This window comes from Actinoplanes philippinensis (assembly GCF_900113015.1).
GTDB classification, from domain to species: domain Bacteria; phylum Actinomycetota; class Actinomycetes; order Mycobacteriales; family Micromonosporaceae; genus Actinoplanes; species Actinoplanes philippinensis.
This window is the reverse complement of the sequence record NZ_FONV01000001.1, coordinates 534,156-559,027: the sequence shown is the minus strand read 5'-3', so window position 1 is coordinate 559,027 and position 24,872 is coordinate 534,156. Positions and strand designations below refer to the sequence as shown.

Here is a 24,872-nt window from a genome sequence, read left to right as displayed (position 1 = left end):
CCGGTGCGCCGTTCCACCACCCGCTCCGGGCTCACCGCCCGCGGCATCGGCCTGATCGCCGGGTCGGTCACGCTGCTCGTGGCCGGGTTCCGATACGGGTACCCGGACCTGGCGCTGCTCGGCGCGGCCGCGGGCTTCGCGGTGCTCGCGGCGGTGATCTTCGCGTTCTGGCGGCCCCGTCTCGGCGTCACCCGGGTCGCCGATCCGGACCGGGTCGCCCGCGGCGAGCCGGCCGACGTCACCCTCACCATCAGCAACACCAGCCGGATGCGGGCGGCCACCCTCGTCGCCACCGACCGGTGCGGGCCGGAGTCGGTGCAGGTGCCGCTGCTGCGGTTGCGGGCCGGCCACGATACCGTGGAGACCTATCCGGTGCCCACCCACCGGCGCGGGCTCGTCCCGATCGGGCCGCTGCACGTCACCCGCCGTGACCCGCTCGGGCTGATCACCCTGGCCCGGGGCTACGGCGAGACGATCGTGGTGCGGGTCCACCCGAAGGTGCATCCGCTGCGTGCCACCCCGGCCGGGCTCACCCGCAGCCTGGACGGCAACGTCGACAAGGTGCCGCACGGGACGATCACGTTCGACACGTTGCGGGAGTACGTTCCGGGCGACGAGCTGCGGCGGGTGCACTGGCGCAGCAGCGCCAAGGTCGGCGAGCTGATGGTCCGCGAGCAACTCGACACGGCGGAGCCGACGATCGTGGTGCTCCTCGACGACCGGGCCGCCGCCCATCACGGCGACAGCTTCGAGGACGCGTGCGAGGCCGCGGCGTCGATCGTGGTCGCCGCCGTCCGCGAGGATCTGCCGGTCAGCCTGCACCTGGTCGGCGGCAGCGCCACCGGGCCGCACCTGGACGTGCTCACCGAGGCGGTGCTCGGCGACGGGGACCTCGCGGCCACCCTGCGACGACTGCGGGCGCAGAAGATCGGGGACACGCTGATCTTCCTGACCGGGCCGGGCGGGCGTGACGATCTCGGCGCCGTCAGTGGGCTGCGGAGCGCGTACCCCATCGCTCTTGCCGGAATCCTCGGCGACCGTGACTCGTCGCCTGCCGCGGCCACCGACCGCCTGCTGGTGATCGAGGCCGCCGACGGCGCCGAGTTCGCCGCCGCCTGGGACGGGATGCGCGGATGGTGACAACGGCGGGCGGGGGTGTGCCATGGGCGGGGTAGCGGGAATGATGCGCCGCGCCCTCGTTCCGCTGGCGCTCGCCGGGATGCTGGTGCTGGCCGCAGCCGTGCTCGGGCGCATCTACGCGGACGACCTGATGTTCCGGCTGGCCGCCGGCGCGGCGCTCGGGTCGGTCGGCGCCGGGGCCGCGATGCGCCGGCTTCCGTCGTGGGCGGTCGCGCCGATCTCCACCGTCCTGCTCGGTGGCTATCTGGCGTTCGCCCTGCACCTGGCCGCCGGGCCGGCCGGACTGTCCGTCACGGTCGCCCGCGACGCCCTCACCAACGGCATCCCGCGGCTGCTCACCGCCATGATCCCGGTCGAGACCGCACCGGACACCGTGGTCGTCGCGGTCGCCGCGATCTGGATCGCCGGGCTCGCCGCCACCGAGGTCGCCGTCCGCAGCGGGCGGGTGCTGCTCGGCTGCGTGCCACCGGTGGCGGTGTACGCGGCGTCGCTCTACGTCGTCGGGCCGAACGCGTCGGCGGCCACCGGGTTCACGCTCGCCCTCGCCGGACTGGTGGTGGCGGCGCTCGCCGCGGCTTCCGGGATCGGTTCGGGCACGCCCGCGGCCGTGCGGGTGCGCGCCGCCGGCGGGGCGGTCGCCGGCCTGGTGGTGCTGCTGGGCGTGATCGCCGCGGCCGGCCCGTGGATCGGCGAGCGCGTCACCGCGACACCGGTCGACCCCCGGCGGTACGTGCAGCCGCCCCGCGTGGACAGCCTGGACGAGAGCCCGCTGAACCGGATCTCCGGATGGGCGCTCGACCCGAAGCAGCCGCTGCTGGAGTTCCGCCCCGGCGATCCCGCCGCCGCCCCGGCCCCGGCGCCCTCGCCGTCCGCGTCCGGAAGACCCGCGCCGGCGAAGAGCGCGGCGCCGAGGCCCACGGTACGGCTGCGGCTCGCCGTCCTCTCCGACTACGACGGCGTCACCTGGAAGGTCGGCGGGGTCTACCGCAACGCCGGCCGGGTGCTGCCGTCACCCGATGTGCCCGCCGGGGCACGTGTCACCGAGTCGCAGCAGCAGATCACCATCACCGGCCTGACCGGGCGGCTGCTCCCGGCGGTGCCGACGCCCACCCGGATCACCGGGGCCCGGGTCGCCTTCGACGCGGCCAGCGGCACCCTGATCCGGCCCGAGGGACTCGCCGAAGGACTCCACTACACAGCGGTGTCGCAGGTCCAGAACCCGGACCTCAACCAGCTGCCGATCGCCGACGTGCCGTCCGGCGAGGCCGTCCAGCGCTACCTGACGATCAGCGCCGGCACCCCCGACCAGGTGGAGAAGCTCGCCCAGCACCTCGCCGAGGGCAACGGCGCGCCGTACGACCGTGCCGTCGCCATCGAGGCGTTCCTCGCCGAGCACTACCAGCACGTCGCCGACGCCCCCAGCGGGCACGCCTATCCCAACCTGCGGCACTTCCTGTTCGGCAGGCGGGACATCGGAGGGCAGAAGGGCACGTCGGAGCAGTTCGCCGCGGCGTACGCGGTGCTCGCCCGGCTGACCGGCCTGCCGAGCCGGGTCGTCGTCGGGTTCACCGCGCCCGCCGCCGGTGGCCAGGTCACCGCCGGGGACGCGCTGGCCTGGCCGGAGGTCTACTTCGACGGGCTCGGCTGGGTGGCGTTCGACCCGATGCCCAAGACCGACGAGGTGCGCCCGGTCGAGGAGGACTTCACGCCGCCCACCCCCAGCCCGCCACCGTCCCAGTCGGAGCCGCCACCACCCACCGCCACCGGCTCGGAGCCGGCGGCGGCACCGATCGCGGCGCCACCCGCGCAGGCCGGGCCGTCGGCGGTGATCGTCGCCTCCGGCGCATCCGGCGGGGTGCTGCTGCTCCTCGCCGGGGCGGCCGGTGCGATCGCCGGGATGCGCGCCGGCCGGCGCAGACGGCGGCTCACGGGCAGCCCGGAGCAGCGGATCGCGGGGGCCTGGCTGGAGTTCACCGACGCGTTGCGGCTGGCCGGGCGGCCGGTCCCGGCGCATCTGTCGGCGACCGAGGCGGTACGGCACGCGGCCGTCCTGCCACCGCCGGTGCGGCGTGCCGGTCTGCTGCGGCGGGCCGTTCCGGTGGAGACGCCGCCGGTGGAGACGCCGGTCGAGGACGAGACGCCGTTGCCGGGGCTGGACGGGCTGGTGGACGCGGTCAACACGGCCGGGTTCGCGCCGGAGGCCGCCGATGTGGGGCAGGCACAGCGGGCGGGGGACGAGGTGGTCGCCTACGCTGCGGCGCTCCGGGAACGACGGTCGTGGTGGCGGCGGGTGTGGTGGTCCGTACACCCAGGGCCGTTGCGGTGGAATCGCCGACCCGGCACCGAACCGCGGCGCTGATCCGGCATCGAACCGCGGCGCTGATCCGGCATCGAACCGCGGCGGTGGCCCGGTGCCGACACGCGGCGCTGATCCGGTGTCGAAACCGCGGCGGTGGCCCGGCATCGACACGCGGCGCTGATCCGGCGTCGAATCAGCGGCGGTGGCCGGGCGCCGACACGCGGCGCTGATCCGGTGTCGAAACCGCGGCGGTGGCCCGGCATCGACACGCGGCGCTGATCCGGCGTCGAATCAGAGGCGGTGGCCCGGCGCCGACACGCCGCGCTGGTCCGGCTGATCAACGGCCGAGCGCCGCGTTGTCAGGACAGGGGCCCGCCGGGGCGGCCGAGAGGTAACTGGGGGACCGTCCGCCCCGGCGGGAGTCTCACGGACCGGTCACATTGCTCGCGACGCAGCTCACGCCGTCCGGACCGGAACCGATCTTGGTCGGCTCGTCGCCGGTGTCGTTGCCCTCGAACCGGTCGCACAGCTCGATCTCGTCGCCGACCAGCGTCACGCCGTCGATCGTCAGGCGATCGCCGAGGTTCGTGTTGATGCCAGCGAGCACGTCGCCGGGCGCGGTCGCGACGATCTTCTCCAGGCGTACGGTCCGTGCCGCCTGTGTCGAACAGTTGCCGCACGACCGGTAGAGCTTGCCGAAGTCGGACACCTCGAAGTCGCGGATCGTCACCGAGCCGCCCGCGCCCCGGTTGTCCTGGAAGACCTTGTCGTCGGCCTTGGCCGCGCTGCCGCCCTCGATCACCACCGTCGCGTTGGTGCCCCGGAACGTCGCCGCGTCCTCACCGACGTCCTCCCAGTGCACCCCGGACAGCGTGCAACTGCCGGAACAGTGCACCCCGTCGGCGGCCGGGCTGCCCAGGATCACGTTGCGCAGCGTCGCGCCGTCGGCCAGCTCGAACAGCGCGTCCTGTCCCTCGTCCTGTCCGCCGTCACCCAGCGCGCCACCGCCGATGAACCGCTTGTTCCCGCCGTCGAACACCCCGCTGACCTCGATCGTCTCGGTCACCACCTGCTCTCCGGCAGCCTCGGGCACCGCCGCCGACGCGAGGTTCGTGAAGACGACGGCCGCGCCCAGTCCGAGAGCGATCACCGCCGCCCCGATCGCTCTTCCTCTGATACGCCGGGAATCAGCCATCACGTGCCTTTCGCTAGGAGGGACGGGTTTCTCTCCATAGGCACGGATCCTGCGAGAAAGCGGTTTCCTCCCCCGGGCAGACTTAAGGATCTCTTAAAGTAGCCGGCACCTCCGCGCGTGCGGGCAACGCGCTCCACCTGCTCACGCGAAGCCACCGGCAACCCGGAATACCGTGCCCGCCCCGCGGATTGGCAGGGGTATGACCGACTCCTCGTTCGACCCTCGTCAATTGATTGCGAGCACCAGGATCGGTGTCCTGGCCACGATCAAGGCCAACGGGATGCCGCAGCTCTCACCGGTGACCCCGTGGTACGACCGGACCACCGAGACCATCTACGTGTCGATCACCGCGAACCGCGCGAAGACCGCCAACCTGCGCCGCGACCCGCGCGCCGCCCTGGAGGTGACCAGCCCCGACGGCTGGGCCTGGGCGACGGCCGAGGGCACGGTGACGCTGACCGGCCCGGGCGACGACCCGAACGGCCCCGAGGTGCAGGCCCTCGTCGACTACTACCGTGGCGCGGCCGGCGAGCACCCCGACTGGGACGAGTACCGGCAGGTGATGGTCGACGACCGCCGGGTCCTGATGGCCCTCGCGGTCGACCACGTCTACGGCGCCAAACTGCGCTGACGGGCGCAGCGAGGTGCCGGGCGGCGCGCCGGTTAATTGCGTTGTGAGCCGGCCGCGCCGTACCCAAGAATGGTGACCGGCCCCGGCGGTTTCAGAAGAAAGCGCGCCAGCAGCGGGCGCACAGGCGATCAAACCAGGCTTGTCCGCTGCCATCATCCGCGACCGATGCTTCCCATCGGAACCGCTACGGGGCCTCCCATTCTTTGTGTCAATGCTTTCTGTGAAACAGGTAATGAGGTGTTCCCCGATGACCGACGAGGTGATCATTCGTAGTGGTTTCCGTGGCCTTCGCTACGTCGACGGCCGGTTCGACCAGGTTCTGGAGCCGGGCCGGTACGAGCTGCCCCGGCGCCGCCGGCTGGGCGGCCGGGTGGCGACGGTCGACGTCGTCCAGATCGACCTGCGCGAGCGTGAGCTCAACATCAAGGGCCAGGAGATCCTGACCGCCGACAAGGTCGCCGTCCGGGTCAACATCATCACGCATTTCCGGGTCACCGATCCGGTGGCCGCCGTCGAGCGGGTGTCCGACTACAGCGACCGCGTCTACAGCGACGTGCAGCTCGCCGCCCGCCGGTCGCTCGCGTCGATGACCCTGGAGGCCATCCTCACCAACCGCAACCAGCTCTCCGAGGACATCCTGCGCGACGTCGAGGGCGTGTCGGCGGGCTACGGCGTGCAGATCATCCGTGCCGACGTGAAGGACCTGGTGTTCCCGGGCAACCTCCAGGACGTCATGAACCGGGTGCTCACCGCGCAGCGTCTGGCCGAGGCACAGATGGTCGAGGCCCGTACCAAGGCTGACCGGGAACTGCTGGAGGCGACCTCGCGTGCCGACGCCGCACGGCTCGCCGCCGAGGCGGACGCTGAGGCCAAGCGCATCCGCGCCGACGCCGAGGTCGACGCCCTGCGCCGCCTCGCCGACGCCGCCGAGGCGTACGCGCAGCACCCGGCCCTGCTGCGGCTGCGGGAGCTGGAGACCCTCGGCGCGCTCGGCGCGAACGCGTCCGCGCGCCTGTACATCGGCTTCGACAAGCACGTGAACGAGTAAGGGACCTCAACTCCGGCGGTGGCGCGGCCGATCAAGGACGTCGCGCCATCACACACCGCCCGGACCGCGGAGGTTCCCGTCATGCGTCTCGTCCTGCCGGCACGCAGGCGGCGCACCGTTGTCGCAGCCGGTGCCGTCGCGCTGGTCGCGGCGATCACGACCGCGCTGTTCCTGAAGACCGGCCCGTCCGCGGCGACCTGGCAGACCCTGTCCGGCAGCCCGACGTGCGACTGCATCGTCAAGGACAGCAGCACCGGCCGGTACCGGGCGGTCTTCGGATATGTCAGCGACGCGAGCGGGCCGGGCACCATCGCGGCCGGCGCGAACAACAGGCTCGTGTTCTCCGGCGGCACCACCTCCACCGACGCCACAGTGGCCGCCCGCTTCTCGCCGGGCACCCACAGGGCCGCCTTCGCGACCGGCTGGGTCAGTAGGGACACCCGGGTCACCTGGCAGGTCGGCGGCAAGAGCGTGGCCGCCTACTGGAACCGCCCGGCCTGCGGCGACGACGTGAGCCTGCCGACCGGCGGCAACGGCTTCGGCCCGATCCTCGGGTTCCTGGCCGCCGGGGTGATCGCCGCGGTCGTGGCGGGCCGGCGCCGGCGCAGGGCGGCCGGCACGCCATGATGCGCGACGTGCCGCCGGTCGGGGCGCACTCCGGCGACATCGATCTCAGCCACAAAGGGACGCCGGCCGACCACCGCGCGGCCGGGGCGCGGCAGACCGGAGACCGGGACGCCACCCCCTCGCGGCACCGGGAGAAGACGGTACGGCGACGGCTGGTCGTTCTCGAGACGATCGGCGCCGTGGCCGCGTGGGTCGGCGGATATCTGCTGCTCATCGACCCGGTACGCCGTTTCGAGGTCAGCCTCGCCTCGAGAATCATCGACGGGCTCGGCGTCGACCGGATCTCCGGCGCCCTCGGCGACTCGTTCGTCGTCTTCGGACCCGAGCTGGAGCCCGTCGTCGCCGAGATGACCGGCCTCTGCTCGATGTGGGGCAGCGTCCTCGCCCTCGCCGCACTGGCCGTCGTCGCGCTCCGCCGGCGGCCGCACGCCCTGATCGGCTTCCTCTTCGCCGCCGCCTTCGTCCTCGCCGCCAACCAGCTCCGCCTCCTCGGATCCCTGCTGGCCGCCCGCTACTTCGCCGTCGACGCGCTGGTCCTCTTCCACGACGGGATCGGCGCGGTCCTCAACCTCGCCTACACGTTCGTCGGCCTCCTCATCATGATCGGGCTGACGATGTACGACGCGCGTCGTGCCGGCCGGGCCCGCCCCGGACACCCGGCCGAGCCCGCCGAGGAGCGCCGCGATCAGGGGGCACAGGCAGCCGCCGGCGTACACCGGGAGATCCCGCTCGCGCGCCGCGCGCCGTACCGGACCGCCGAGACGACCGGCCGCCTGATCGCCGTGACCGGCGCCGGGAGCCCGGCCGGCGTCGCCGTCATCCGCGCCCTGCAGGCCGCCGGCGACCACGTCCTCGCGCTGGACGCCGACCCCGACGCCGTCGGCCTGCGCCTCGCCGGCCGCGGCGCCGTCGTGCCCCGCGCCGACCACCCCGGCTACTCCACCGCCCTGCTCGCCGTCCTCGGCGAACACCGCCCCGCCGCGCTGATCTGCACCGTCGCCGAGGACTACCACGTGCTCGCCTCGTTCGAGCCGGCCGTCAACGCCCTCGGCGTCCGGACCTGGCTGCCCGACCCGGCCGCCGCCGAACTGTGCCTCGACAAGATCGCCTTCGCGACGACGCTGCACGCCGCCGGCGTCCCCCACCCGGTGACCGCCTGGACCGCCGCCGCCGCCACCCAGGTCCCCGGCCCGTGGGTGGTCAAACCGGCCCGCGGCCGCGGCCGCCGCGACGTCATCCTCGTCGACGACCCCGCCCACCTGCCGTACGCCTTCGCCACCGTCCCCGCCGCCATCGTCCAGACCCGCCTGCCCGGCCGTGAGTTCACCGCCGATGCCCTCGTCGCCCGGGACGGCACCCTGCTCGCCTGCGTGCCCCGCTGGCGCGACGAGACCCGCGGCACCACCTTCGCCTCACTCGCCGTCACCGAGGTGGTCGCGGCGGCCCTCCGCGCCGTCCGGCACACCGGCCCCGCCGGCGTGCAGGGCTTCGTCACCGACTCCGGCGAGGCCACCATCGTCGAGGTCAACCCCCGTTTCTCCGGCGGCCTGCCGCTCACCCTCGCCGCGGGCGCCGACGTCGTCGGCACCTTCCTGTCCGCCGTCCTCGATCCGGGTACTGCCGTCGCGCCCCTCGGGTTCCGCCCCGGGGTCCGGATGGCCCGCCATTTCGCCGAGGTCTACTACACCGCCGACGGAACCGCCCTCCCCGACCCCCTCGCCGCCCACCGGCCGCCGGCCGCCCCCGTGGTTCCCGCCGCCCACGGCGAGTCCCTGGCGGCGGTCAACGCTCTCGCGCCCGGAGGCGCGGGGCCCGGCTCACCTCCGTACCTCGTCGGGCTCGAGGTCCAGGACGGACGCGGCCAGGTCGCGCGCCGGCTGCAGTGAGGCCGCTTCCAGGTCGCGGAAGACCCGCTGGGCCCGCACCGCGGGCCAGTCCGGCGGCAGGTGCGAGACCGGCAGCCGCGGATCGCGCCGGATGGCGCCGAGCCATTCGGCGACGAGGCTGAGCCGGGCCGCCAGCGGATCCCCGAACGGCGACGCCCCCTCCCACCGCGCGAGAAACGCCTGATAACGCCCGGCGAGCTCGTCGAGGTCGTACGCGTCCCGGACCATCGCGCCGACATCGGTGAGCTCGTCGGCCCGGGCGTGGAAGACCCGGGCGTGCGCCGACAGCCCGAGCCCGGTGACGATCGCCTGCGCGGGCACCACCCCCGGCGCGATCCACAGCCCGCCCTGCAACGGCCCGAACCCGGACCAGGCCAGCTGGGACCGCAGGTCGTGCCGTTGCCGCTGCCAGGACTCGGGGAGGGAGAAGCAGAGCAGCGTCCACGTGCCGTCCCAGTCGTCGTTGACGGCGCCGGTCTCCCAGATGCGGCTTCGCCCGTCGTGCAGGATCGCCGCGGCCCGATCGGTGAGGCCGAAGTACATCTTGCGGCCGTGTCGCTGCCGGCGCAGGAGCCCGCGGTTGACCATGCGGGCGAGCGTGGACCGGGTGGCGTGCGAGGAGACGCCGAGCCGGCCGAGGACGTCGATGGCGCTGCCGGAGAAGACGCACACGTCCCGGTCGAGGACGAAGTCTCCGAGAAGCATCAGCAGGAGGGTCGATGGTTTCGGCGGCATGCGCTAGATGTTAGGCACTTTCTTGACGGCCGTCGAAGACAGAGCCTAACTTCGATGAACCTCACCGAGGAGGTTCCTCATGCGCAGAACCGGGCCGCTCCTACTGGCCCTCACCCTGGCCCTGACCGCGTGCGGCAACGACACGAGCGACGGCGACGACCCGATCCGGGTCGGCCAGATCGTCTCGCTCACCGGCAACTACTCGCCGCTCGGCACCGAGAACCAGAAGTCCGTGGCCCTCGCCGTCGACAAGATCAACGCCGCCGGAGGGATCGGGGGCCGGCGGATCGAACTGTCCGTCCGCGACGACAAGAGCCTGCCCGACCAGGCCGTGCTCGCGTTCAACGAACTGAAGGACGACTCCGACGCCATCATCGGGTCGCCGTTCAGCAACTCGGCGCTCGCGACCATCCCGCTGGTGGACCGGGAGGAGATCCCGTACGTCTCGCTCACCCCCGCCGACGAGCAGGTCAACCCGATCCACCCGTACGTCTTCGTCGTCCCCGCCCTGTCCGGCACCTACGCCGAGGCCGCCCTGCAGTACTTCCAGTCGGCGAAACTGACGAAGGTCGCGGTCGCCTACGACACCAAGAGCAGCTACGCGGTCGCCGGCTTCAAAGGACTGCAGGCCAAAGCCGGGCAGTACGGCGTGACCCTCGCCCCGGTCGAGGAGTTCCAGACGACCGCCACCGAGTTCAGCGCGATCTTCACGCACGTCCGGTCGTCGGACGCGCAGGCGCTGATGCTGTGGGGGACCGGGGCGCCGGCCGTCGCCATCACGAAGGGCTACGCCGCGTCCGGCCTGACCGTTCCGCTCGTGCTGACCGGCTCGCAGGCCAGCAAACTGTTCCTGGATCCGGCCGGCCCGGCCGCCGACGGCGCGGTGATCGCCAGCTCGGTCGGGGTGGTCGGCGAGCACCTCCCGGCCGGTCCACTGAAGACCGCCGTCGACGAGCTGACCAGCAGTTTTACCAGCAAGTACGGCTACCCGCCCCCGCAGTTCGCCCAGGACGGCTGGAGCGGCGTGCACCTGCTGGCCGCCGCGATCGAGAAGGCCGGCGGCCCCGACCGGAAGAAGGTCCGCGACGCGCTCGAAGGCCTGACCCTGACCACCGCGAACGGCACCTACACCTACTCCGCGACCGACCACTCCGGCCTGACCACCGACTTCATCGCGATCAACACGATCGAGGGCGGGAAGTTCACCCCCACCGACTTCACCAAGGGCCGGTTCAAGTGACGGTGGAGCTGGCCGTCGGCAACGTGTCCCGCGCGTTCGGGGGCGTCTACGCCGTCCGTGACGTGAGCCTGACGGTGCCGGCCGGCGAGCTGCGGGCCGTGATCGGGCCGAACGGCGCCGGCAAGTCCACACTGTTCGCCCTGATCGGCGGCCAGCTCGCGGTGGACGCCGGCACGGTGGCGCTCGACGGTGTCCGCGTCGAGCGCCGCCCCGCCCACCGGCGCGGCATCGGCGTCGTCTTCCAGGCGGCGCGTGTCTTCCACGGCATGACCGTCCGGGAGAACGTGATGGTCGGCGCGCACGCCATCACCCGCGCCGGGTTCCTCGCCGCCGCGCTGCGGTTGCCCCGGCATCACCGCGACGAACGCCGCATCCGCGAGCAGGCGATGGTCTGCCTCGACCGGACCGGCCTCGCCGACTGGGCGGACCGGCCCGCCGAGGAGCTGCCGCTGGGCCGGCAGCGGTCCCTGCAACTGGCCCGCGCGCTCTGCGGCGAGCCCCGCCTGCTCCTGCTCGACGAGCCGGCCTCCGGCCTCCGTGCCGGCGAACGCGAGCTGCTTTCCGACCTGATCACCCGCCTGCGCGCCGAAGGCCTCACGATGCTGCTGGTCGAGCACGACGTCGCCTTCGTCATGCGCCTCGCCGACCGGATCACCGTCCTCGACCTCGGCCGCGTCATCGCCGACGGCACCCCCGCCGAGGTCCGGGCCAACCCCAAGGTCCAAACCGCATATCTGGGGGTACGGCCGGACGAGCCCCACCTCCACGCAAGAGGCGTCGCCGAGTGACCGGCGCCATCGACATCAGCGCCCTGACCGTGCGGTATGCGGGCGCCACCGCCCTGGACGACGTCAGCCTGACCGTCCCGCACCACGGCCTGACCGCCCTGATCGGCGCCAACGGCGCGGGCAAGACCACCCTGGTCAAAGCCTTGTGCGGACTGATCCGCCCGGACCACGGCACGATCACCGTCGACGGCCGGATCGCCCACGTCCCCGAGGGCCGCGAGATGTTCCCGGACATGACCGTCGACGACAACCTGCGTCTCGGCGGCTGGCGCACCCGCCGCCGCGACACCGCCGCGATCTACGACCTGTTCCCCGGCCTGGCCGCCCTGCGCGCCCGCCGCGCCGGCACCCTCTCCGGCGGCCAGCAGCAGATGGTCGCGATCGGCCGGGCCCTGATGGCCGACCCGGACGTGCTGGTCGTCGACGAGCTGAGCCTCGGCCTCGCCCCGATGGTCGTCACGTCGCTCGTCGACCACCTCGTCACCCTGCACACCACCCGCGACCTGTCGGTCCTGCTCATCGAACAGAACGCCCGCCTCGCCCTGGACCTGTGCCACTACGCCTACGTCCTGGAGTCCGGCCGGATCGCCCTGCACGGTCCGGCCCCCATCCTGGCCCGCGACCCGCGGGTGACCGCCGCCTACCTCGGCGGCCACATCCAGGTGACCGATGAGTGACCTGATCGGGTATCTGCTGACGGGGCTCGGGATCGGGGCCGGGTTCGCGCTGGTCGGCAGTGGGCTCGTGGCCATCCACCGGGTGACGCGGGTGGTCAACTTCGCGCAGGGGGGCTTCGCGGTCCTCGCCGCCCTCCTCACGTCGACGTTGCTCAGCGCGGGACTCCCGCACGGCGTGGCCGAGTCGGGCGGCGTGGCCCTGGGCGCGCTCGCCGGCCTCGTCGTCGGAGTGATCGCGATCGGCCGCCCCGGCACCAGCCCCGGAACCTCGCTGATCGTCACTCTCGGGCTGGGCGTCCTGGCGTACGCCATCGAGGTCCTGATCTGGGGCGACCAGCCCCGATCCTTCCCGGGCCTGACCGGGGTGGCCGAGGTGGGCGACGCCCGGGTCCCCGCCCACTACCTGCTGATCCTCGCCGTGACCGCCGTCGTCTTCGCGCTGATGGCGTGGTTCTTCGCCCGCACCGATCCGGGCCGGGCGCTGACCGCGTGCGCCTCCAACCGCTACGCCGCGCAAGTCGTCGGCATCGACGTGCGCCGGATGGGCCTGCTCGCGTTCACCCTCGGCGGCGCGCTCGGCGGCCTGGCCGGCGTCCTCACCACGCCGGTGCAGCAGGTCACCTTCGACAGCGACGTCACCCTGATCGTCAACGGGTTCGCCGCGGCGATCCTCGGCGGCCTGTCCCGCCCGATGGTCACGCTCGCCGGCGGCCTGCTGCTCGGCGTCACCCAGACCGTCGTCGCGGGGTACGGCGGCGGCGCCTACCAGCTGGAGGTGGCCCTGGTGCTGATGCTCACCGTCATGATCGTCCAGGCGGCCCGCACCGGCCCGGTCCCGGAGGCGGCACGATGAACCGCTGGACGATCGGGGCCGTCGCGGCGGTCACGCTGGCGCTGCCGCCGCTCCTGCCGGAGCGTCATCTCGCGACGTTCGTGCTGCTCCTGCTGGCCGCCACGGTCACCGTCGGCGTCTCCCTGCTGATGGGGTACGCCGGACAGGTCTCGCTGGGACAGGCGTCCTTCTACGCGATCGGGGCGTACGCGGCGGCGCTGCCCGCGGTCCACGGCGTGCCCACACTGCTCGGCCTGGCCCTCGCCCCGGTGGCCGCCGCCGTCGCGGCGGTGCTGCTCGGCGCCCCGCTGCTGCGGCTGCGCGGGCACCATCTCGCGTTCGCGACCCTCGCCGTCCAGCTGATCCTGCTGTCCCTGCTGGCCCAGGCCGACTGGGCGGGCGGCGCCATCGGGCTGCAGGGCGTTCCCCGGCTCACGATCGTCGGCGTGGAGCTCCGGGACGTCGGTTACGCGTACACCGCATGGCTCGTCCTGGCCGCCGCCCTGCTGATCGCGCGCAACGTCGTCGACTCCCGCCCCGGCCGCGCCCTCCGCGCCGCCGCGACCAGCGAGACGGCGGCCGCCGCCAGCGGTGTCGCCGTCGGCCGGCACCGCCTGGCCGTCTTCACCCTGTCCGCCGCGATGGCCGGCCTGGCCGGTGGGGTCTACGCCTTCTATCTCGGCTATCTGTCACCGGGCTCGTTCCCGGTGCTGCTCTCCATCGAGTTCGTGGTGATGGCCGTGGTCGGCGGCCTGGGCACGATCGCCGGCCCGGTCGTCGGGGCCACCGTGATCGTCCTGCTGGTCCAGCTCCTGAACACTCTCGGCACCCTGCCGGGCATGCCGGACTACGCCCCGAGCGTCCTGTCCTACGCCGTCTACGCCGTCCTGCTGATCGTCTGCGTCCTCTACCTGCCGCGCGGCCTGGCCCCCGCCCTCCGCCTCCGGAGAACGGCAGACCCGAACGCCTGACATCGCGGGCCGGGTGTGTTTAGCTCCAGCTATAGTTTGTCGGTGCCTGACCAGCCGAGCCGACGATGGACGAACTTGGCGATTCGCATCATCTTCGTCTTCGACCCCTGGTCGCAGGCGGTTCTTCTGGTGGCGGGAAACAAGGCGGGCGATTGGCGGCGCTGGTATCAGGAAGCGATACCCGCGGCGGAGGCAGCTTTCGGCGATTGGCTCGCGGCGGAACGGAAACGGCGGGACGGGCAATGACCGAGTTTCATGACTGGGACGACATCCGTGCGGAACTGCACGACGGCGATGACGCGGCGCTGGTCTCGGAACGCGCCCGGACCGAAGCGTGGATCAGCGCTTTCCACCTTGCCGAGGAGCGCAAGCGTGTCGGCCTGACACAGCGGCAGGTCGCCGACCTGATGGGCGTCACACCAGGGCGGGTCAGCCAGATCGAGAACGGCGACCTCGACGTCAACGAGGTCGCGACCCTCAGCCGCTACGCCCGTGCCCTGGGCGCCACGATGCGAATCATCTTCGACTACGGCGACGACCGCCGACAGATCGCCTGACTCAGCCTGCCAGGACCTCGCGGAGGGTGGCGGCGAACGGGACCGGGTCGCCGTGCTGGCCGTACTCGCCGCCGAGGAAACCGGAGTGGTTGCCCGGGAAGACGGCGGGGGACAGGCCCAGCCGCTCGGCGACGCCGCGGGCGCTGCGGCAGGCCAGCTCGTCCGCCGACTCTGCGCCGACCGCCACGACGACCCGGGTGGGCGCGGCGCGCAGGGCGTCGAAGTCGGGCTCGTAGAGGCAGCAGGTCACCAGGTTCTGGCCGAGCAGCACGTCGTCGCGGGCGCCGTCGTCCTCGGCGGGCAGGCCGAACGTGCCCGGGTCGGGGCCGGGCTCGTCGGCGAAACCGGGCGGCACCGGGCCCTTCAGCGAGACGATCTGGATGAACTTCACCATCGCGGGGCCGAGACCGGACTTCTCGTACAGACCGCGGATGCCGCGCACCGCGGCCTCGGCGTCCTCGTGGTCGGGCGTGAACCGGACCGCGGGCGGCTCGTGGGCCACCAGCGTGCGGACGAGACCGGGATGGGCGGCGACCAGCGCGAGAGCGTTGACCGCGCCACCGCTGCTGGCGAACAGGTCGACCGGCCCGCCGACCGCCTCGATCACCCGGCGAACGTCGTCGGCGTGCTGCCCGGGCGTCGACTCGGGGGCCGGGTCGGTGCGGGTGCTGCGACCCGTACCCCGAGGGTCGTAAGTGATCACCGGCCGGTCGCTGAAGTGGCCGGCCAGGGTGACGAAACCACTCGCGTCCATCGGTGAGCCGATCAGCATCAGCGGCGCGCCGCCGGACGGCGCCGACGGCGGGCGCACGTCGTAGGTGATGACGGCGCCGGGAGCGTCCAGGGTGTGGGTCACGGGCTGGGTCATGCGACCGACCCTAACCCGGCGCGCGGGGCCGTGACGGCCCCGCGCGACATCAGCTCTCCGCAGGCCGGGTGGCGGGCCAGCGCAGCACGTCGTCGGGGATGGTGGTACGCCGGAGCGCGCGCTCGTCCCGCCCGGGGATGCCACGGCCGTGCGCGACCACGACCCGGGCCAGCTCGATCGCCCCGTGCGCCTGGAAGTGGGTGTTGTCCTGCACGCCGTCCGGATAGTTCGGTGACTCGCCGGTGTCCAGCCACAGGAACTCGTCCTTGGTCGCCTCCGGGCCCAGCGCTCCCCACCGCGCGAACGACAGCGCGGTCAGGTCGATCAGGGGCGTCCGGGTCTCCTCGGCCAGGGCCCGCATCGCGTCGGGGTACTCGCCGTGCGACAGGTAGGGCACGCCGTCCGCGGTGAACCGCCGCCGCTCGACCGGCGTGACCAGGATCGGCCGGGCCCGGGCGGCGCGTGCCCCGTCCAGGTAGAGCCGCAGGCAGTCCTGGAAGGTGGTCCACGGGAGGGTGCCGCGGGCCGGGTCGGTGGTCTTCTCGTCGTTGTGGCCGAACGACACGAGCAGCACGTCACCGGGCCGGATCGCGGTCAGTATCCGGTCGAGGCGGCCCAGGTCGGCGAAACTCTTGGAACTCGCCCCGGACAGCGCCTCGTTGACCACCCTGACATGGTGGCGCAGGAAGACGTGCAGGGCCTGTCCCCAGCCGGCCCGGGGATGGTCGGCGACCGCATAGGTGGCGGCGGTCGAGTCCCCGGCGACGAAGACGGTGGGCCGATGGCCGCCGGCGGCGGCGGGCGCGGCGGCGGTGAGGGCCCCGGCGATCGTCCCGCCGAGGCCGGCGCGGAGCAACGTTCTCCGTTGAATCTGCATGACGACACATTGAATCAAGCAACGTCGATGTAGGCAAGCGCTTTCCCGCTGGTGGAACGCGATCAATCCGGTGTTGATCAAAAGAGGGCACGATGGGATCGAATCATGTAACACGGGCGATGTAGGTTACGGTCGCCGAGACCGAATCAGAGGAGTGGTTATCGTGACGACATCCGTGGAACGGGCGCGGCCCACGGAGGACGCGGGGGCGTCGTTCACCGCACGCGAGCGGTGGTTGCTGCTGGTCGCCAGCGCCTGGCTCGTCATCGGGCTGCAGCTCGACGCCTATGCGCATGCGACCACGCCCGAGCTGGAGACGTTCTGGACCCCGTGGCACGGCGTCCTCTACTCCGGCATCGCGGTGTCCGGGTTCACCCTGTTGTGGATCATGCGATCGCGGCTGCCCGGCATCCCCACCTACCGGTCGGTGCTCGCCCTGCCCAACGCCCTGCGCCTGCCCCTGGCCGGCATGGCGTTCCTGCTGGTCGGCGGCGGCGTCGACACGCTGTGGCACAACATCTGGGGCATCGAGCGCGACATGGAGATCTTCGTCAGCCCCAGCCACGAGTTCATCATCCTCGGCATGGCCCTGGTCGCCATGGGCCCGGCGCTGATGCTCGCGGCCGGCCCCGGCGACCGCCTCGGCCTGAGCGGCGGCTTCCTGGTCGGCGTCTCCACCCTGTTCTCCGTGCTGCCGGTGCACATCTACACACTGCACGCCTCGTCGATCGGCTTCCGCCACCTGGGCAGCGGCCACGAGCCGGTCCCGGTCTTCTCGCCGGACGCCCAGCTCGTCCACGGCTACATCTTCAGCACCATCCTGCTGCTCCTGCCGTTCATCGTGATCGGCCGCCGCTGGCCGCTCCCGCTGGGCCTGCCGTCCGTCCTGGTCGCGATCATCGCCGTGCTCATGCACCTGATGTTCGACTCCCGCGACAAGTGGTGGCCGGCTCTCACCCTGGCCGCCGCCGCCTTCGCCATCGAGGCCGTCTGGCGCCTGGCCACTCCGCTGCTGAAGATTCCGTCCAACGGCCGCTGGATCCTCTTCGGCCTGCTCACGCCGCCGGTCGCGTGGGGGACGGTCCTGCTGGTCGGCAAGATCCAGGAGGGCAGCACCGGGTTCAACATCCACATGGTGACCGGCCTGCTCACCCTGACCGCCCTGACCGGCGCCGCCACCGTGCTCGTCGCCCGCAGCGTCCAGCACCTGCCCAGGTGACCGAGCGCCACCTCCCGGCCGCGGTCACCGTTCCCGGCGCCGGACCCGCGCCGATCGAACACCGTACGCGGTGGCCGATCGGCCGGGATCGGCATGAGGGAACGTCGTGGACCATGGCCGGTGCCGGATCTTGGATGATTCGCCAGCTTTCGCGGTGGGCGGTCTTCCCCGTCATACCGCGGTCGCCGGTGGCCTTCGCTTCGCGGTGGGCGATTTTCTCCGTCGTGTCGCGGTCGCCGGCAGCTTTAGCTTCGCGGTGGGCGATCTTCTCCGTCATACCGCGGTCGCCGGTGGCTTTCGCCTGTTCGGTGGCCCGCGCCGGATCTCGGACGATCCGGCAACGGTTGCGGTGGTCGATCGTTCGAGATCCATGCGAGGCGGCGGGCGGCAGCACCGACGGATCGGCTCGCCGCCGGGGCTCAGCGTCGGCGGTGGCCCGCCGGTTTGCCCGGCTGGTGGCGCTGCTGGTCACGATGGGTGGGGCGCTCACCGTCACCGGTGCGCCGGCGTCGGCGCACGCCGGAGGCCTGACGGCCGGCGACGCCCGAGGGCGGGTGGTCGCGGTGACCCCGGCGGTTCCCGGCCTGCAGATCACCGCGATCGAGGACGGCGCCCGGTTGCGGCTGCGCAACGGCACACCGGATCCGGTGACGATCAAACCCGGCGGGGGTACGGCCACACCCGCCGTGATCCCGCCCGGCGGCGAGCTGACCTGGATCGACGCACGCGCCACCCCCGACGGCCGGTCGGTCGCCGCGGGCCGCACCGTCCGGTGGACCGTCCCGCTGGACGTCGGCGGCGCCGAGGTGACGGTCACCGGCACGCTGGTGGGGGAGGAGCGTCCGCTCGCCGCACTGTGGTGGCTGGCCGCGACGGCCACCGGCCTGCTGGTGATCCTGGCAGCCCGGCGAACCCGCCGAGCCGACCTGCTCCTGGCCACGTCCGGAACGATCGCGGCCCTCGCCTCCATCACCCACGTCGTCGGCTCCACCCTGGCCGTCGAGTCGGCCCCACCGGCGGGAACGTTCCTGAACGCCGCCGGCATCAACCTGCTCGCCTGGCCACTGATCATCGGCGGCGCGGTGACCGCCTTCCGCGGCCGCGCAGCCGGAGTCCTGGCAGTCTGCGGCGGAGCGGCCCTGACCGCGATCTTCGTACTGCCCGATGTCACGTCGTTCCACCGCCCGGTCCTCCCGTTCGAGGGCCCGGCCGCCCTCGAACGCATCCTGGTCATCCTGGCCCTCGGCCTGGGCACAGGCGTGGCAGTGGCCGGCGCAGGCGTCCTCCGGAGGCTGGCCGGGGAGGCGGCCCCTAGCGACACCCCAGCGACGACGGGCGACGCATGACCGTGACCGAGCCACGCGCGCAGGGATGGGCGATGACCGTGACCGGGCCGCTCGCGCCGGGGTGGGGACCATGACCGTCGCGCTCACGCATGGGCCGGCGACCACGACCGGGCCGCTCGCGCACGGGGTGGGCAGCGCCGAAGGGCTGCCGCTGCCACTCGACCTGGTGCTGCAGGCCGGCGCCGCAACCGTGATGGTGTCGTTCCTGATCGCCGCGTTCGGATGGCGGACGCCGCGCCTGAAACCCTCCGAACCACGCCGATTCGGTGTGGCGCGCCGGCTGCGCTACCCGGTGCTGGCCCTGGCGTTGTATGTCACCGGATTCGCGCTGGCCGGCCCCCGCGAGGGGAACCCGGCCGCGCACGCACTGTTCGTCTGGCTCTGGGTGGGACTGATTCCGATCAGTGTCGTCTTCGGGCCGGTGTGGCGCGCGGTCAACCCGCTGCGCACCGTCTTCACCCTGCTGGGGCTGCCGCGCCGCGGGTTGCGGCCACTTCCGCCCGGGCATCCGCGATCGTCCTGGCCGGCGGCGGCGTTCCTGCTGGCGTTCGTCTGGTTCGAACTGCTGGCGCCCCACCACGGCGATCCGGTCACGGTCGGTCTGTGGATTCTCGGGTACGCCCTCAGCCAGATGATCATCGCGCTCTACCGGGGCGAGGAGTGGTTCGCCCGCGGCGACTGTTTCGAGGTCTACTCCGACTTGGCCGGACGCCTGAGCCCACTACGCCACCGCAAGGCCCTGTCCGGCCTGGCCCCCGCCGCCGTGCCCCGCTCCACCCCAACAGCCCCGCCCCGGGGCGCCCCCTCCTCCTCGCCGGAGCGGACGTCCTCGGTTGCCGTTTCGACCCAGGACGGCCCCTCGCCGTTGCCGGACGCGTCCTTGCCGGGCGGCACGTCATCGCCGTCTGGGGCGGCTTTGTCGGACGGCTCGTTGCCGCAGTCCGGCGCGTCCTCGTCGAGCGGTGTGATCTCCGCAGCGCTGCGGCCGGGAGCCGGTCGTGAGACGGGACGGCCACCACTCGTCGCGGCCGGGCTGGCCGGCTTCATCGCGATCTGGTGGGGATCGACCGTCTTCGACAGTGTTTCGGCGTCACCGTTCTGGACCGGCCTGACCGAACGCGCCGGTCACCCTCTGCTACTGGGATCCGCCGCCCTGATCCTGGTCTGCACCGTGGTCTTCCTGGCCCTCCGCCGGACCGCGGGCGCCACCGACGTTTCTCTGTCCCTGATCCCGATCGCGGTCGGCTACACGCTCGCCCACTACCTGTCCGTGCTGATCGTCGAGGCCCCGCGCGGCGTCCTGCTGCTGTTGGGCGAGTCCACCGCCGGTTGGGATCCGCAGCCCACCCCCGCCGTGATCGCCACAGCCCAGATCGCGCTGATCCTGATCGGTCACGCGATCGGCGTGTTCGTAGCCCACGACCACGCGCTGGAGTCCGCGGCGCAACGTCCCGCACTCGCGGTGCTCGCTGACGAACTCCCGCTGGTCCTCTTCATGATCCTCTGTACCTGGGCCGGCCTGTTCCTTCTGTTCGTCCGCTGACGAACCCGCTTCCCGCGGTCCCCGGTGAGAGTTCGCTGCCAACCGGCTTCCCCTGGCCCGCGGTGTGAGTCTGCTGGCCCGCCGGTCTCCCGCGATCCGCGGTATAAGTTTGTTGGCTCGCCGGCCTCCCGCGGTCTCCGGATTGTTTGCCGCTCGGGCGGCCCTCGCGTGATCCCCGCCGGGTCCGCTGCTTCCGGCGAGTGCCGGTGACGTAGCGGACCGGAGACGCCGGTCCTCCCGAGATCTTCGCTGACTTCTCATTGACAGAAGTATTGAGAAGAAGTCTTTGCATAGATATCTTCTCACTCATGCGTCGCAACCTGACCGACATCGACTCGCTGAAGGCGCTCGCGCACCCCCTGAGGCAGCAGATGTTCACGCACCTGAACCGTTTCGGATCCGCCACCTCCGCCGACCTCGCCGACCGCTTCGAGGCCGACCGCGGCGCCACCAGCTACCACCTGCGCCAACTGGAGCGGTTCGGGTTCGTCGAGGAGGACACCGACCGGTCCGCCGGCCGCCGCCGCTACTGGAAGGCGATTCCGCTGGACCTGCGCCTGCCCTACGAGTCGGACGACCCGGCCATCGCCGCCGCGGCCGACGCGATCGGGCGGCAGTGGTTGGACCAGGGGCAGCGGGACCTGCGCGCCTACCTGGCCGACCGGGGTGCGTTCGGCGCGTTCGGCGAGGCGGCGATGCACTCGTTCAGCAGCACCACCCTCACCGCCGACGAACTGGCCCGATTCTCCGAGGAGTACGTCGCTTTCATGAGCCGCTGGCATCGCTACCCGGCCGAGGCCTCCGACGGGGCCCGCCCGATCACCGTCCTGTTCAACGCGTTCCCCACGCCGTCATGACGCCGCTGTGGCGCAACCGCGACTTCACGCTGCTCTGGAGCGGCCAGGTGATCTCCAGCCTGGGTGCCGCGATCAGCAGCACCGCCACCCCGCTGCTGGTCCTGGCCACGACGGGCTCGCCGCTCGACGCGGGTCTGGTCGGCGCCGCGGGCACCCTGCCGCACCTGATCGCCAACCTGCCGGCCGGCCCGCTCATCGACCGGTGGAATCGTAGCCTCGTCCTGTTGATCAGCGAGATCGTCGCCGCCGTGGCGCTGCTCAGTGTGCCGCCGGCGATCTGGTTCGGCGTGTTTACGATCGCCCAGTTGTGTGTGGTCGCGTTCGTCCAGGGCCTGTGTTTCGTCTTCTTCGGTCTCGCGCAGGACGCCGCCCTGCCGATGGTGGTCCCCTCGGCGCAACTGGCCACGGCGATCGCCGCGAACGAGGCCCGCAGCCGGGGCGCCACACTGGCCGGCCCGCCGATCGGTGGGTTCCTGTTCGGCCTGGACCGGGCCGCGCCGTTCCTCGTCGACGGCATCTCCTACCTGATCGCCGCCGCGGGGTTGCTGTTCCTCCGCCGTGACCTGCAGAAACCGCCGGAAGGTCCGGCCGAGCCGCTGTGGCGGTCCGCGATCACCGGTATCCGGTACGTGTGGCGCCAGCCCCTGATCCGCGTGTCGATGCTGTTGATCGCGGTCAGCAACCTGGTCTTCCAGGCGCTGATCCTGGTCATCGTGGTGCTGGCCGGCGACCGGGGCGCCACCTCGTCCGACATCGGGGTGATGCTCGGCCTGTACAGTGCGGGCGGTCTGCTCGGCGCAGTGGCCGCGAGCCGGCTGCATCGGCACTTCTCGTTCCGTACCGTCCTGATCGGCATCAACTGGGTGTGGGCGGTTCTGCTCCCGCTGAACCTGCTGGCCACCAACCACCTCCAGATCGGCCTGATCGGGGCGCTCAGCGCGTTCGTCGGCCCACTCTGGAACGTGGTGATCATGACCTACGCCGGCGTGGTGGTCCCGAACGAGCTGCTCGGCCGGGTGATGAGCGCGGCCGGCACGCTGACCTGGGGCGTCATGCCGATCGCCTCCCTGGCGGCCGGCTTGATGCTGACGTGGACGGGCACCACGGGTTCGCTGTGGGCACTGTCCGCGATCATGTTGGCCGCCGCGATCGCGGCGACCCTCAGTCCGGCGGTACGCCGTGCGCCCACTCTGGACGAGGCGGTCCCCGTCTGACCGTTCCGGGGGGCGGATTGTGAAGGACTCATCGCGATCCGGTCCCGGTCGTGTGTCCCGGAGAACCGCCGATCCCGGGATCGTGCCAGCCCTCGCGCGGAGACGATCACGTGGCGCACGGTAGCGGAAGAGTAGCCGCCATGACACGGAACCGTTCCCGCTCCCTCGTCCTCCGGACGTTCATGGCCCTCACCCCGGCCCTGCTCGTCACCGGCGTAGCCATTGGGCTCGTCGGCGGTGGCCGCGCCAGCGAGGCCTCCGCGGGAGCCGTGCCGTCCGCCCCGCCGAGCCCCGCCTGCCTCACCGACGACCTGGACGGAACGGTCACCGGCCGCCCCGGCTCCGGCCCGCGCGAGGCGGTGCTGACCCTGACCAACACCTCCGGGCACGCTTGCGAGATCCGGGGCTGGGCGGACGTCGCCCTGGTCACCCCGCCCGGCGACGTCGTCCGGGTGCCCACCCGCAAGGTCGGCGCCGAGGGCCCGGCGATCGTCCTGGAGCCGGGCGCGACCGCACGGTCCGGCCTTCAGTGGGACACCTGCACCGCGGGCCGGGCGGGCTGCGGGGTCGGTGTGGCGTTCCAGTTCATCGCCGACCGGGAGTCCACCGGCGTGGCCGCCGACGTGGCCGAACTCCCCGAGGCCGACGGGGACGGCATCACCGTGAAGGTTCTGCGGATCAGCCCGCTCCAGGCGGCCTGACCGGCCCGGACCGGCTGAACGAGACCGTGTGTCGCTGGACCGGCCACGGCCCGTCCTGGACCCGGCTCGGCCATGCGCCGGTGTTGCCCACCCGGACGCCCCAGGTGTTCAGCGGGTCGAAGACGATCCGCTGACCATGCTCGAGGAACAGTTCCAGACCGCGAACGACGCCCCGCGCGAGGTCGGAGTCCACGTCGGTGGTGTACTCCACCCGTAGACACCGGACCGCGAACGCCCCGCCGAGGAAGTGACTGCCGATCGCCACCGGAATCGGGACGTCATCGGGAAACTCCGCCCGATAGCCCGCGAGGTCGATCCGGTCGAGGTGGCGGACGAGCATCCCGCCGTGGTTGCCGACCGAGGTGATCTCCAGGAAACCGCTGTCGACCTGCACGAAGACGTCACCCAACGCGCTCGCCGGCTCGTCGGGGCCGTCCGGATCCCGCAGGGCCACGACGACGATGTCGTGCAGGCGCTCCCGTTCGAGGACGCCGAGAACCAGCGGCCAGCCCATTGCTGTCAGCCCTGGTCGGTGTAGAGGGCGAGTACCTGGTCGGCCACGCACGCGGGCCGTTTCTCGCCTTCGATCTCCGCGCGGGTACGGACCACGATTCGTGCGCCGGAGCCGAGGGGCCGCGACTCCAGCAGGCGTACGACGCCGCGCAACCGTGACCCGGCCCGGACCGGCGCCTGGAACCGGACCTTGTCGAAGCCGCCGTTGACCACGAAGTTCACCCCGTCGACCTGCAGGATCTCGGTCAGGAACGTGACGCACAGCGACAGGGTCAGCGCCCCGTGCGCGATCGTGCCACCGAACGGGCCCTCGTCCGCGGCCCGCCGCGGGTCCACATGAATCCACTGCCGATCCCCGGTGACCTCGGCGAACCGGTCGATCCGGGACTGGTCGACAGTGTGCCAGCCGCTGGCGCCGAGCTCCACGTGTCCCAGCAGGTCGTCGATCCCCGTGAACCGTGTCATGAGCGCAGCATAGGGAACCGGCGCGCCGGGCTCAGACGATGGCGGGGCCGAACGTGTCGGACATGGCGGCGACGCCGAGGCACAGCAGCGGACCGGGAAAGGCGTCGTCGACGTCGGTCAGGTCGTGCCACTGCTGGATCACCGGGTCCCGGGAGTGCCGGTCCAGGGAGCGCAGACCCGGATCGGGTACGCGATGTCCGGCGGCGCGGAGCATGGCGGCCACCGCGTCGAGCAGCCGGCGGACCGCGGCCGCGATGTTGCCGGGCGCGGTGTCGGGGCCGGGCAGGGCGTGTTCGGTGACCCAGGCGGCCAGTTCCGGGCCGGAGACGATGTGGCCGGGGTCGCGGGTGCCGAACGTGCGCCCGTAGACGACGAGCGACGTCGTCTGGACGAGCACCTGATGGACCGGGACCCGCCGGGGCAGGGGGATCACCGGGTGTGTCGGCGCGAGCAGGATGGCGGCGCGCCGGGTGGCGGCCAGCCAGGAACCGGTGTCACCCGCCGCGACCTGGTCCGCGTACTCCCAGATGGTCGGCATCGGATGATCTTGGCGAGTCGGCGGCCGTGGGGCATCGGTCGTCGGGCCGGGCCGGGTGTCCCCCGAACGTGCGGTTTCCCGGTCACGATTAGTACATCTGATCTA

The 24,872-nt window shown here is 72.4% G+C and carries 26 protein-coding genes; 19 read left to right on the top strand and 7 right to left on the bottom strand.

Annotation, left to right across the window (positions count from 1 at the left end):
* Positions 1–3 precede the first annotated feature (3 nt).
* Positions 4–1,140, top strand: coding sequence for a DUF58 domain-containing protein (locus tag BM290_RS02555; RefSeq protein WP_239143286.1), 1,137 nt, complete (start codon positions 4–6; stop codon positions 1,138–1,140).
* A gap of 22 nt (positions 1,141–1,162) precedes the next feature.
* Positions 1,163–3,499, top strand: a complete 2,337-nt coding sequence (locus tag BM290_RS02550; RefSeq protein ID WP_239143287.1) for a transglutaminase TgpA family protein — start codon at positions 1,163–1,165, stop codon at positions 3,497–3,499.
* Between the two features lie 364 nt (positions 3,500–3,863).
* Here BM290_RS02550 and BM290_RS02545 read toward each other — a convergent pair whose 3' ends face one another.
* The gene (locus BM290_RS02545) at positions 3,864–4,589 is read right to left on the bottom strand and encodes a pectate lyase (RefSeq protein WP_239143288.1); all 726 of its coding nucleotides are present in this window, start codon (positions 4,587–4,589) and stop codon (positions 3,864–3,866) included.
* A 244-nt stretch (positions 4,590–4,833) separates the two neighbouring features.
* Between BM290_RS02545 and BM290_RS02540 the strand changes: the two genes are divergently transcribed.
* From BM290_RS02540 to BM290_RS02525, 4 genes are all read left to right on the top strand, one after another.
* A complete protein-coding gene (locus BM290_RS02540) occupies positions 4,834–5,265 on the top strand; it encodes a PPOX class F420-dependent oxidoreductase (protein ID WP_093609452.1) in 432 nt (143 codons plus the stop codon).
* Between the two features lie 247 nt (positions 5,266–5,512).
* Positions 5,513–6,313: a slipin family protein gene (locus BM290_RS02535; RefSeq protein ID WP_093609450.1), complete on the top strand. Its 801-nt coding sequence runs from the start codon at positions 5,513–5,515 to the stop codon at positions 6,311–6,313.
* Between the two features lie 81 nt (positions 6,314–6,394).
* Positions 6,395–6,940 (top strand): hypothetical protein, encoded by a 546-nt coding sequence (locus BM290_RS02530; protein ID WP_143133572.1) that lies wholly within the window; start codon positions 6,395–6,397, stop codon positions 6,938–6,940.
* Positions 6,941–6,948: 8 nt separating this feature from the next.
* The gene (locus BM290_RS02525) at positions 6,949–8,826 is read left to right on the top strand and encodes an ATP-grasp domain-containing protein (RefSeq protein ID WP_177319539.1); all 1,878 of its coding nucleotides are present in this window, start codon (positions 6,949–6,951) and stop codon (positions 8,824–8,826) included.
* On the opposite strand, the gene BM290_RS02520 is transcribed toward BM290_RS02525, so the two are convergent.
* A complete protein-coding gene (locus BM290_RS02520) occupies positions 8,758–9,561 on the bottom strand; it encodes a PaaX family transcriptional regulator (protein WP_093609444.1) in 804 nt (267 codons plus the stop codon). The genes BM290_RS02525 and BM290_RS02520 overlap by 69 nt on opposite strands.
* 79 nt (positions 9,562–9,640) lie before the next feature.
* Here BM290_RS02520 and BM290_RS02515 point away from each other — a divergent pair, with 79 nt between their 5' ends.
* Genes BM290_RS02515 through BM290_RS02485 form a run of 7 tightly spaced genes read left to right on the top strand, consistent with a single transcriptional unit; the run spans position 9,641 to position 14,626 of the window.
* Entirely contained in the window at positions 9,641–10,801 is a 1,161-nt protein-coding gene (locus BM290_RS02515) for an ABC transporter substrate-binding protein (RefSeq protein ID WP_093609442.1), read from the top strand.
* Positions 10,798–11,589: an ABC transporter ATP-binding protein gene (locus tag BM290_RS02510; RefSeq protein ID WP_239143289.1), complete on the top strand. Its 792-nt coding sequence runs from the start codon at positions 10,798–10,800 to the stop codon at positions 11,587–11,589. The genes BM290_RS02515 and BM290_RS02510 overlap by 4 nt, the downstream gene beginning before the upstream one ends.
* Entirely contained in the window at positions 11,586–12,266 is a 681-nt protein-coding gene (locus tag BM290_RS02505) for an ABC transporter ATP-binding protein (protein WP_093609440.1), read from the top strand. The genes BM290_RS02510 and BM290_RS02505 overlap by 4 nt, the downstream gene beginning before the upstream one ends.
* Positions 12,259–13,119 (top strand): branched-chain amino acid ABC transporter permease, encoded by an 861-nt coding sequence (locus BM290_RS02500; RefSeq protein WP_093609438.1) that lies wholly within the window; start codon positions 12,259–12,261, stop codon positions 13,117–13,119. Before BM290_RS02505 ends, BM290_RS02500 begins: the two co-directional genes overlap by 8 nt.
* Positions 13,116–14,069, top strand: a complete 954-nt coding sequence (locus BM290_RS02495) for a branched-chain amino acid ABC transporter permease (protein ID WP_093609436.1) — start codon at positions 13,116–13,118, stop codon at positions 14,067–14,069. Before BM290_RS02500 ends, BM290_RS02495 begins: the two co-directional genes overlap by 4 nt.
* A gap of 42 nt (positions 14,070–14,111) precedes the next feature.
* Entirely contained in the window at positions 14,112–14,315 is a 204-nt protein-coding gene (locus BM290_RS02490) for a type II toxin-antitoxin system RelE/ParE family toxin (RefSeq protein WP_244903859.1), read from the top strand.
* Positions 14,312–14,626: a helix-turn-helix domain-containing protein gene (locus BM290_RS02485; protein WP_093609432.1), complete on the top strand. Its 315-nt coding sequence runs from the start codon at positions 14,312–14,314 to the stop codon at positions 14,624–14,626. The genes BM290_RS02490 and BM290_RS02485 overlap by 4 nt, the downstream gene beginning before the upstream one ends.
* A gap of 1 nt (position 14,627) precedes the next feature.
* On the opposite strand, the gene BM290_RS02480 is transcribed toward BM290_RS02485, so the two are convergent.
* Positions 14,628–15,494 carry an alpha/beta fold hydrolase gene (locus BM290_RS02480; RefSeq protein ID WP_093609430.1) on the bottom strand — a complete coding sequence of 289 codons (867 nt, stop codon included), beginning with the start codon at positions 15,492–15,494 and terminating at the stop codon, positions 14,628–14,630.
* Between the two features lie 49 nt (positions 15,495–15,543).
* Positions 15,544–16,371, bottom strand: a complete 828-nt coding sequence (locus BM290_RS02475) for a rhamnogalacturonan acetylesterase (protein WP_093609428.1) — start codon at positions 16,369–16,371, stop codon at positions 15,544–15,546.
* 163 nt (positions 16,372–16,534) lie between these two features.
* On the opposite strand from BM290_RS02475, the gene BM290_RS02470 reads away from it, so the two are divergent.
* The 6 genes from BM290_RS02470 to BM290_RS02445 all read left to right on the top strand — a co-directional run bounded on the left by BM290_RS02470 (position 16,535) and on the right by BM290_RS02445 (position 23,251).
* On the top strand, positions 16,535–17,590 hold the full coding sequence (locus BM290_RS02470; RefSeq protein ID WP_093609426.1) for a hypothetical protein: 1,056 nt from the start codon (positions 16,535–16,537) through the stop codon (positions 17,588–17,590).
* Positions 17,591–18,021: 431 nt separating this feature from the next.
* Positions 18,022–18,936, top strand: a complete 915-nt coding sequence (locus BM290_RS02465) for a hypothetical protein (RefSeq protein ID WP_239143291.1) — start codon at positions 18,022–18,024, stop codon at positions 18,934–18,936.
* 70 nt (positions 18,937–19,006) lie between these two features.
* Positions 19,007–20,479 (top strand): RAD23 family protein, encoded by a 1,473-nt coding sequence (locus BM290_RS02460; protein ID WP_143133570.1) that lies wholly within the window; start codon positions 19,007–19,009, stop codon positions 20,477–20,479.
* A 308-nt stretch (positions 20,480–20,787) separates the two neighbouring features.
* Positions 20,788–21,336 (top strand): ArsR/SmtB family transcription factor, encoded by a 549-nt coding sequence (locus BM290_RS02455; protein ID WP_093609422.1) that lies wholly within the window; start codon positions 20,788–20,790, stop codon positions 21,334–21,336.
* Positions 21,333–22,550, top strand: coding sequence for an MFS transporter (locus tag BM290_RS02450; protein WP_093609420.1), 1,218 nt, complete (start codon positions 21,333–21,335; stop codon positions 22,548–22,550). The genes BM290_RS02455 and BM290_RS02450 overlap by 4 nt, the downstream gene beginning before the upstream one ends.
* A gap of 140 nt (positions 22,551–22,690) precedes the next feature.
* Entirely contained in the window at positions 22,691–23,251 is a 561-nt protein-coding gene (locus BM290_RS02445; RefSeq protein WP_093609418.1) for a DUF4232 domain-containing protein, read from the top strand.
* On the opposite strand, the gene BM290_RS02440 is transcribed toward BM290_RS02445, so the two are convergent.
* From BM290_RS02440 to BM290_RS02430, 3 genes are read right to left on the bottom strand one after another with little or no spacing between them, the layout of a single operon-like run.
* On the bottom strand, positions 23,229–23,765 hold the full coding sequence (locus tag BM290_RS02440; protein WP_093609416.1) for a hypothetical protein: 537 nt from the start codon (positions 23,763–23,765) through the stop codon (positions 23,229–23,231). The genes BM290_RS02445 and BM290_RS02440 overlap by 23 nt on opposite strands.
* A 5-nt stretch (positions 23,766–23,770) precedes the next feature.
* Positions 23,771–24,229 carry a MaoC family dehydratase gene (locus BM290_RS02435; protein WP_093609414.1) on the bottom strand — a complete coding sequence of 153 codons (459 nt, stop codon included), beginning with the start codon at positions 24,227–24,229 and terminating at the stop codon, positions 23,771–23,773.
* A gap of 31 nt (positions 24,230–24,260) precedes the next feature.
* Positions 24,261–24,767, bottom strand: a complete 507-nt coding sequence (locus tag BM290_RS02430; RefSeq protein ID WP_093609412.1) for a hypothetical protein — start codon at positions 24,765–24,767, stop codon at positions 24,261–24,263.
* Positions 24,768–24,872: the final 105 nt, after the last annotated feature.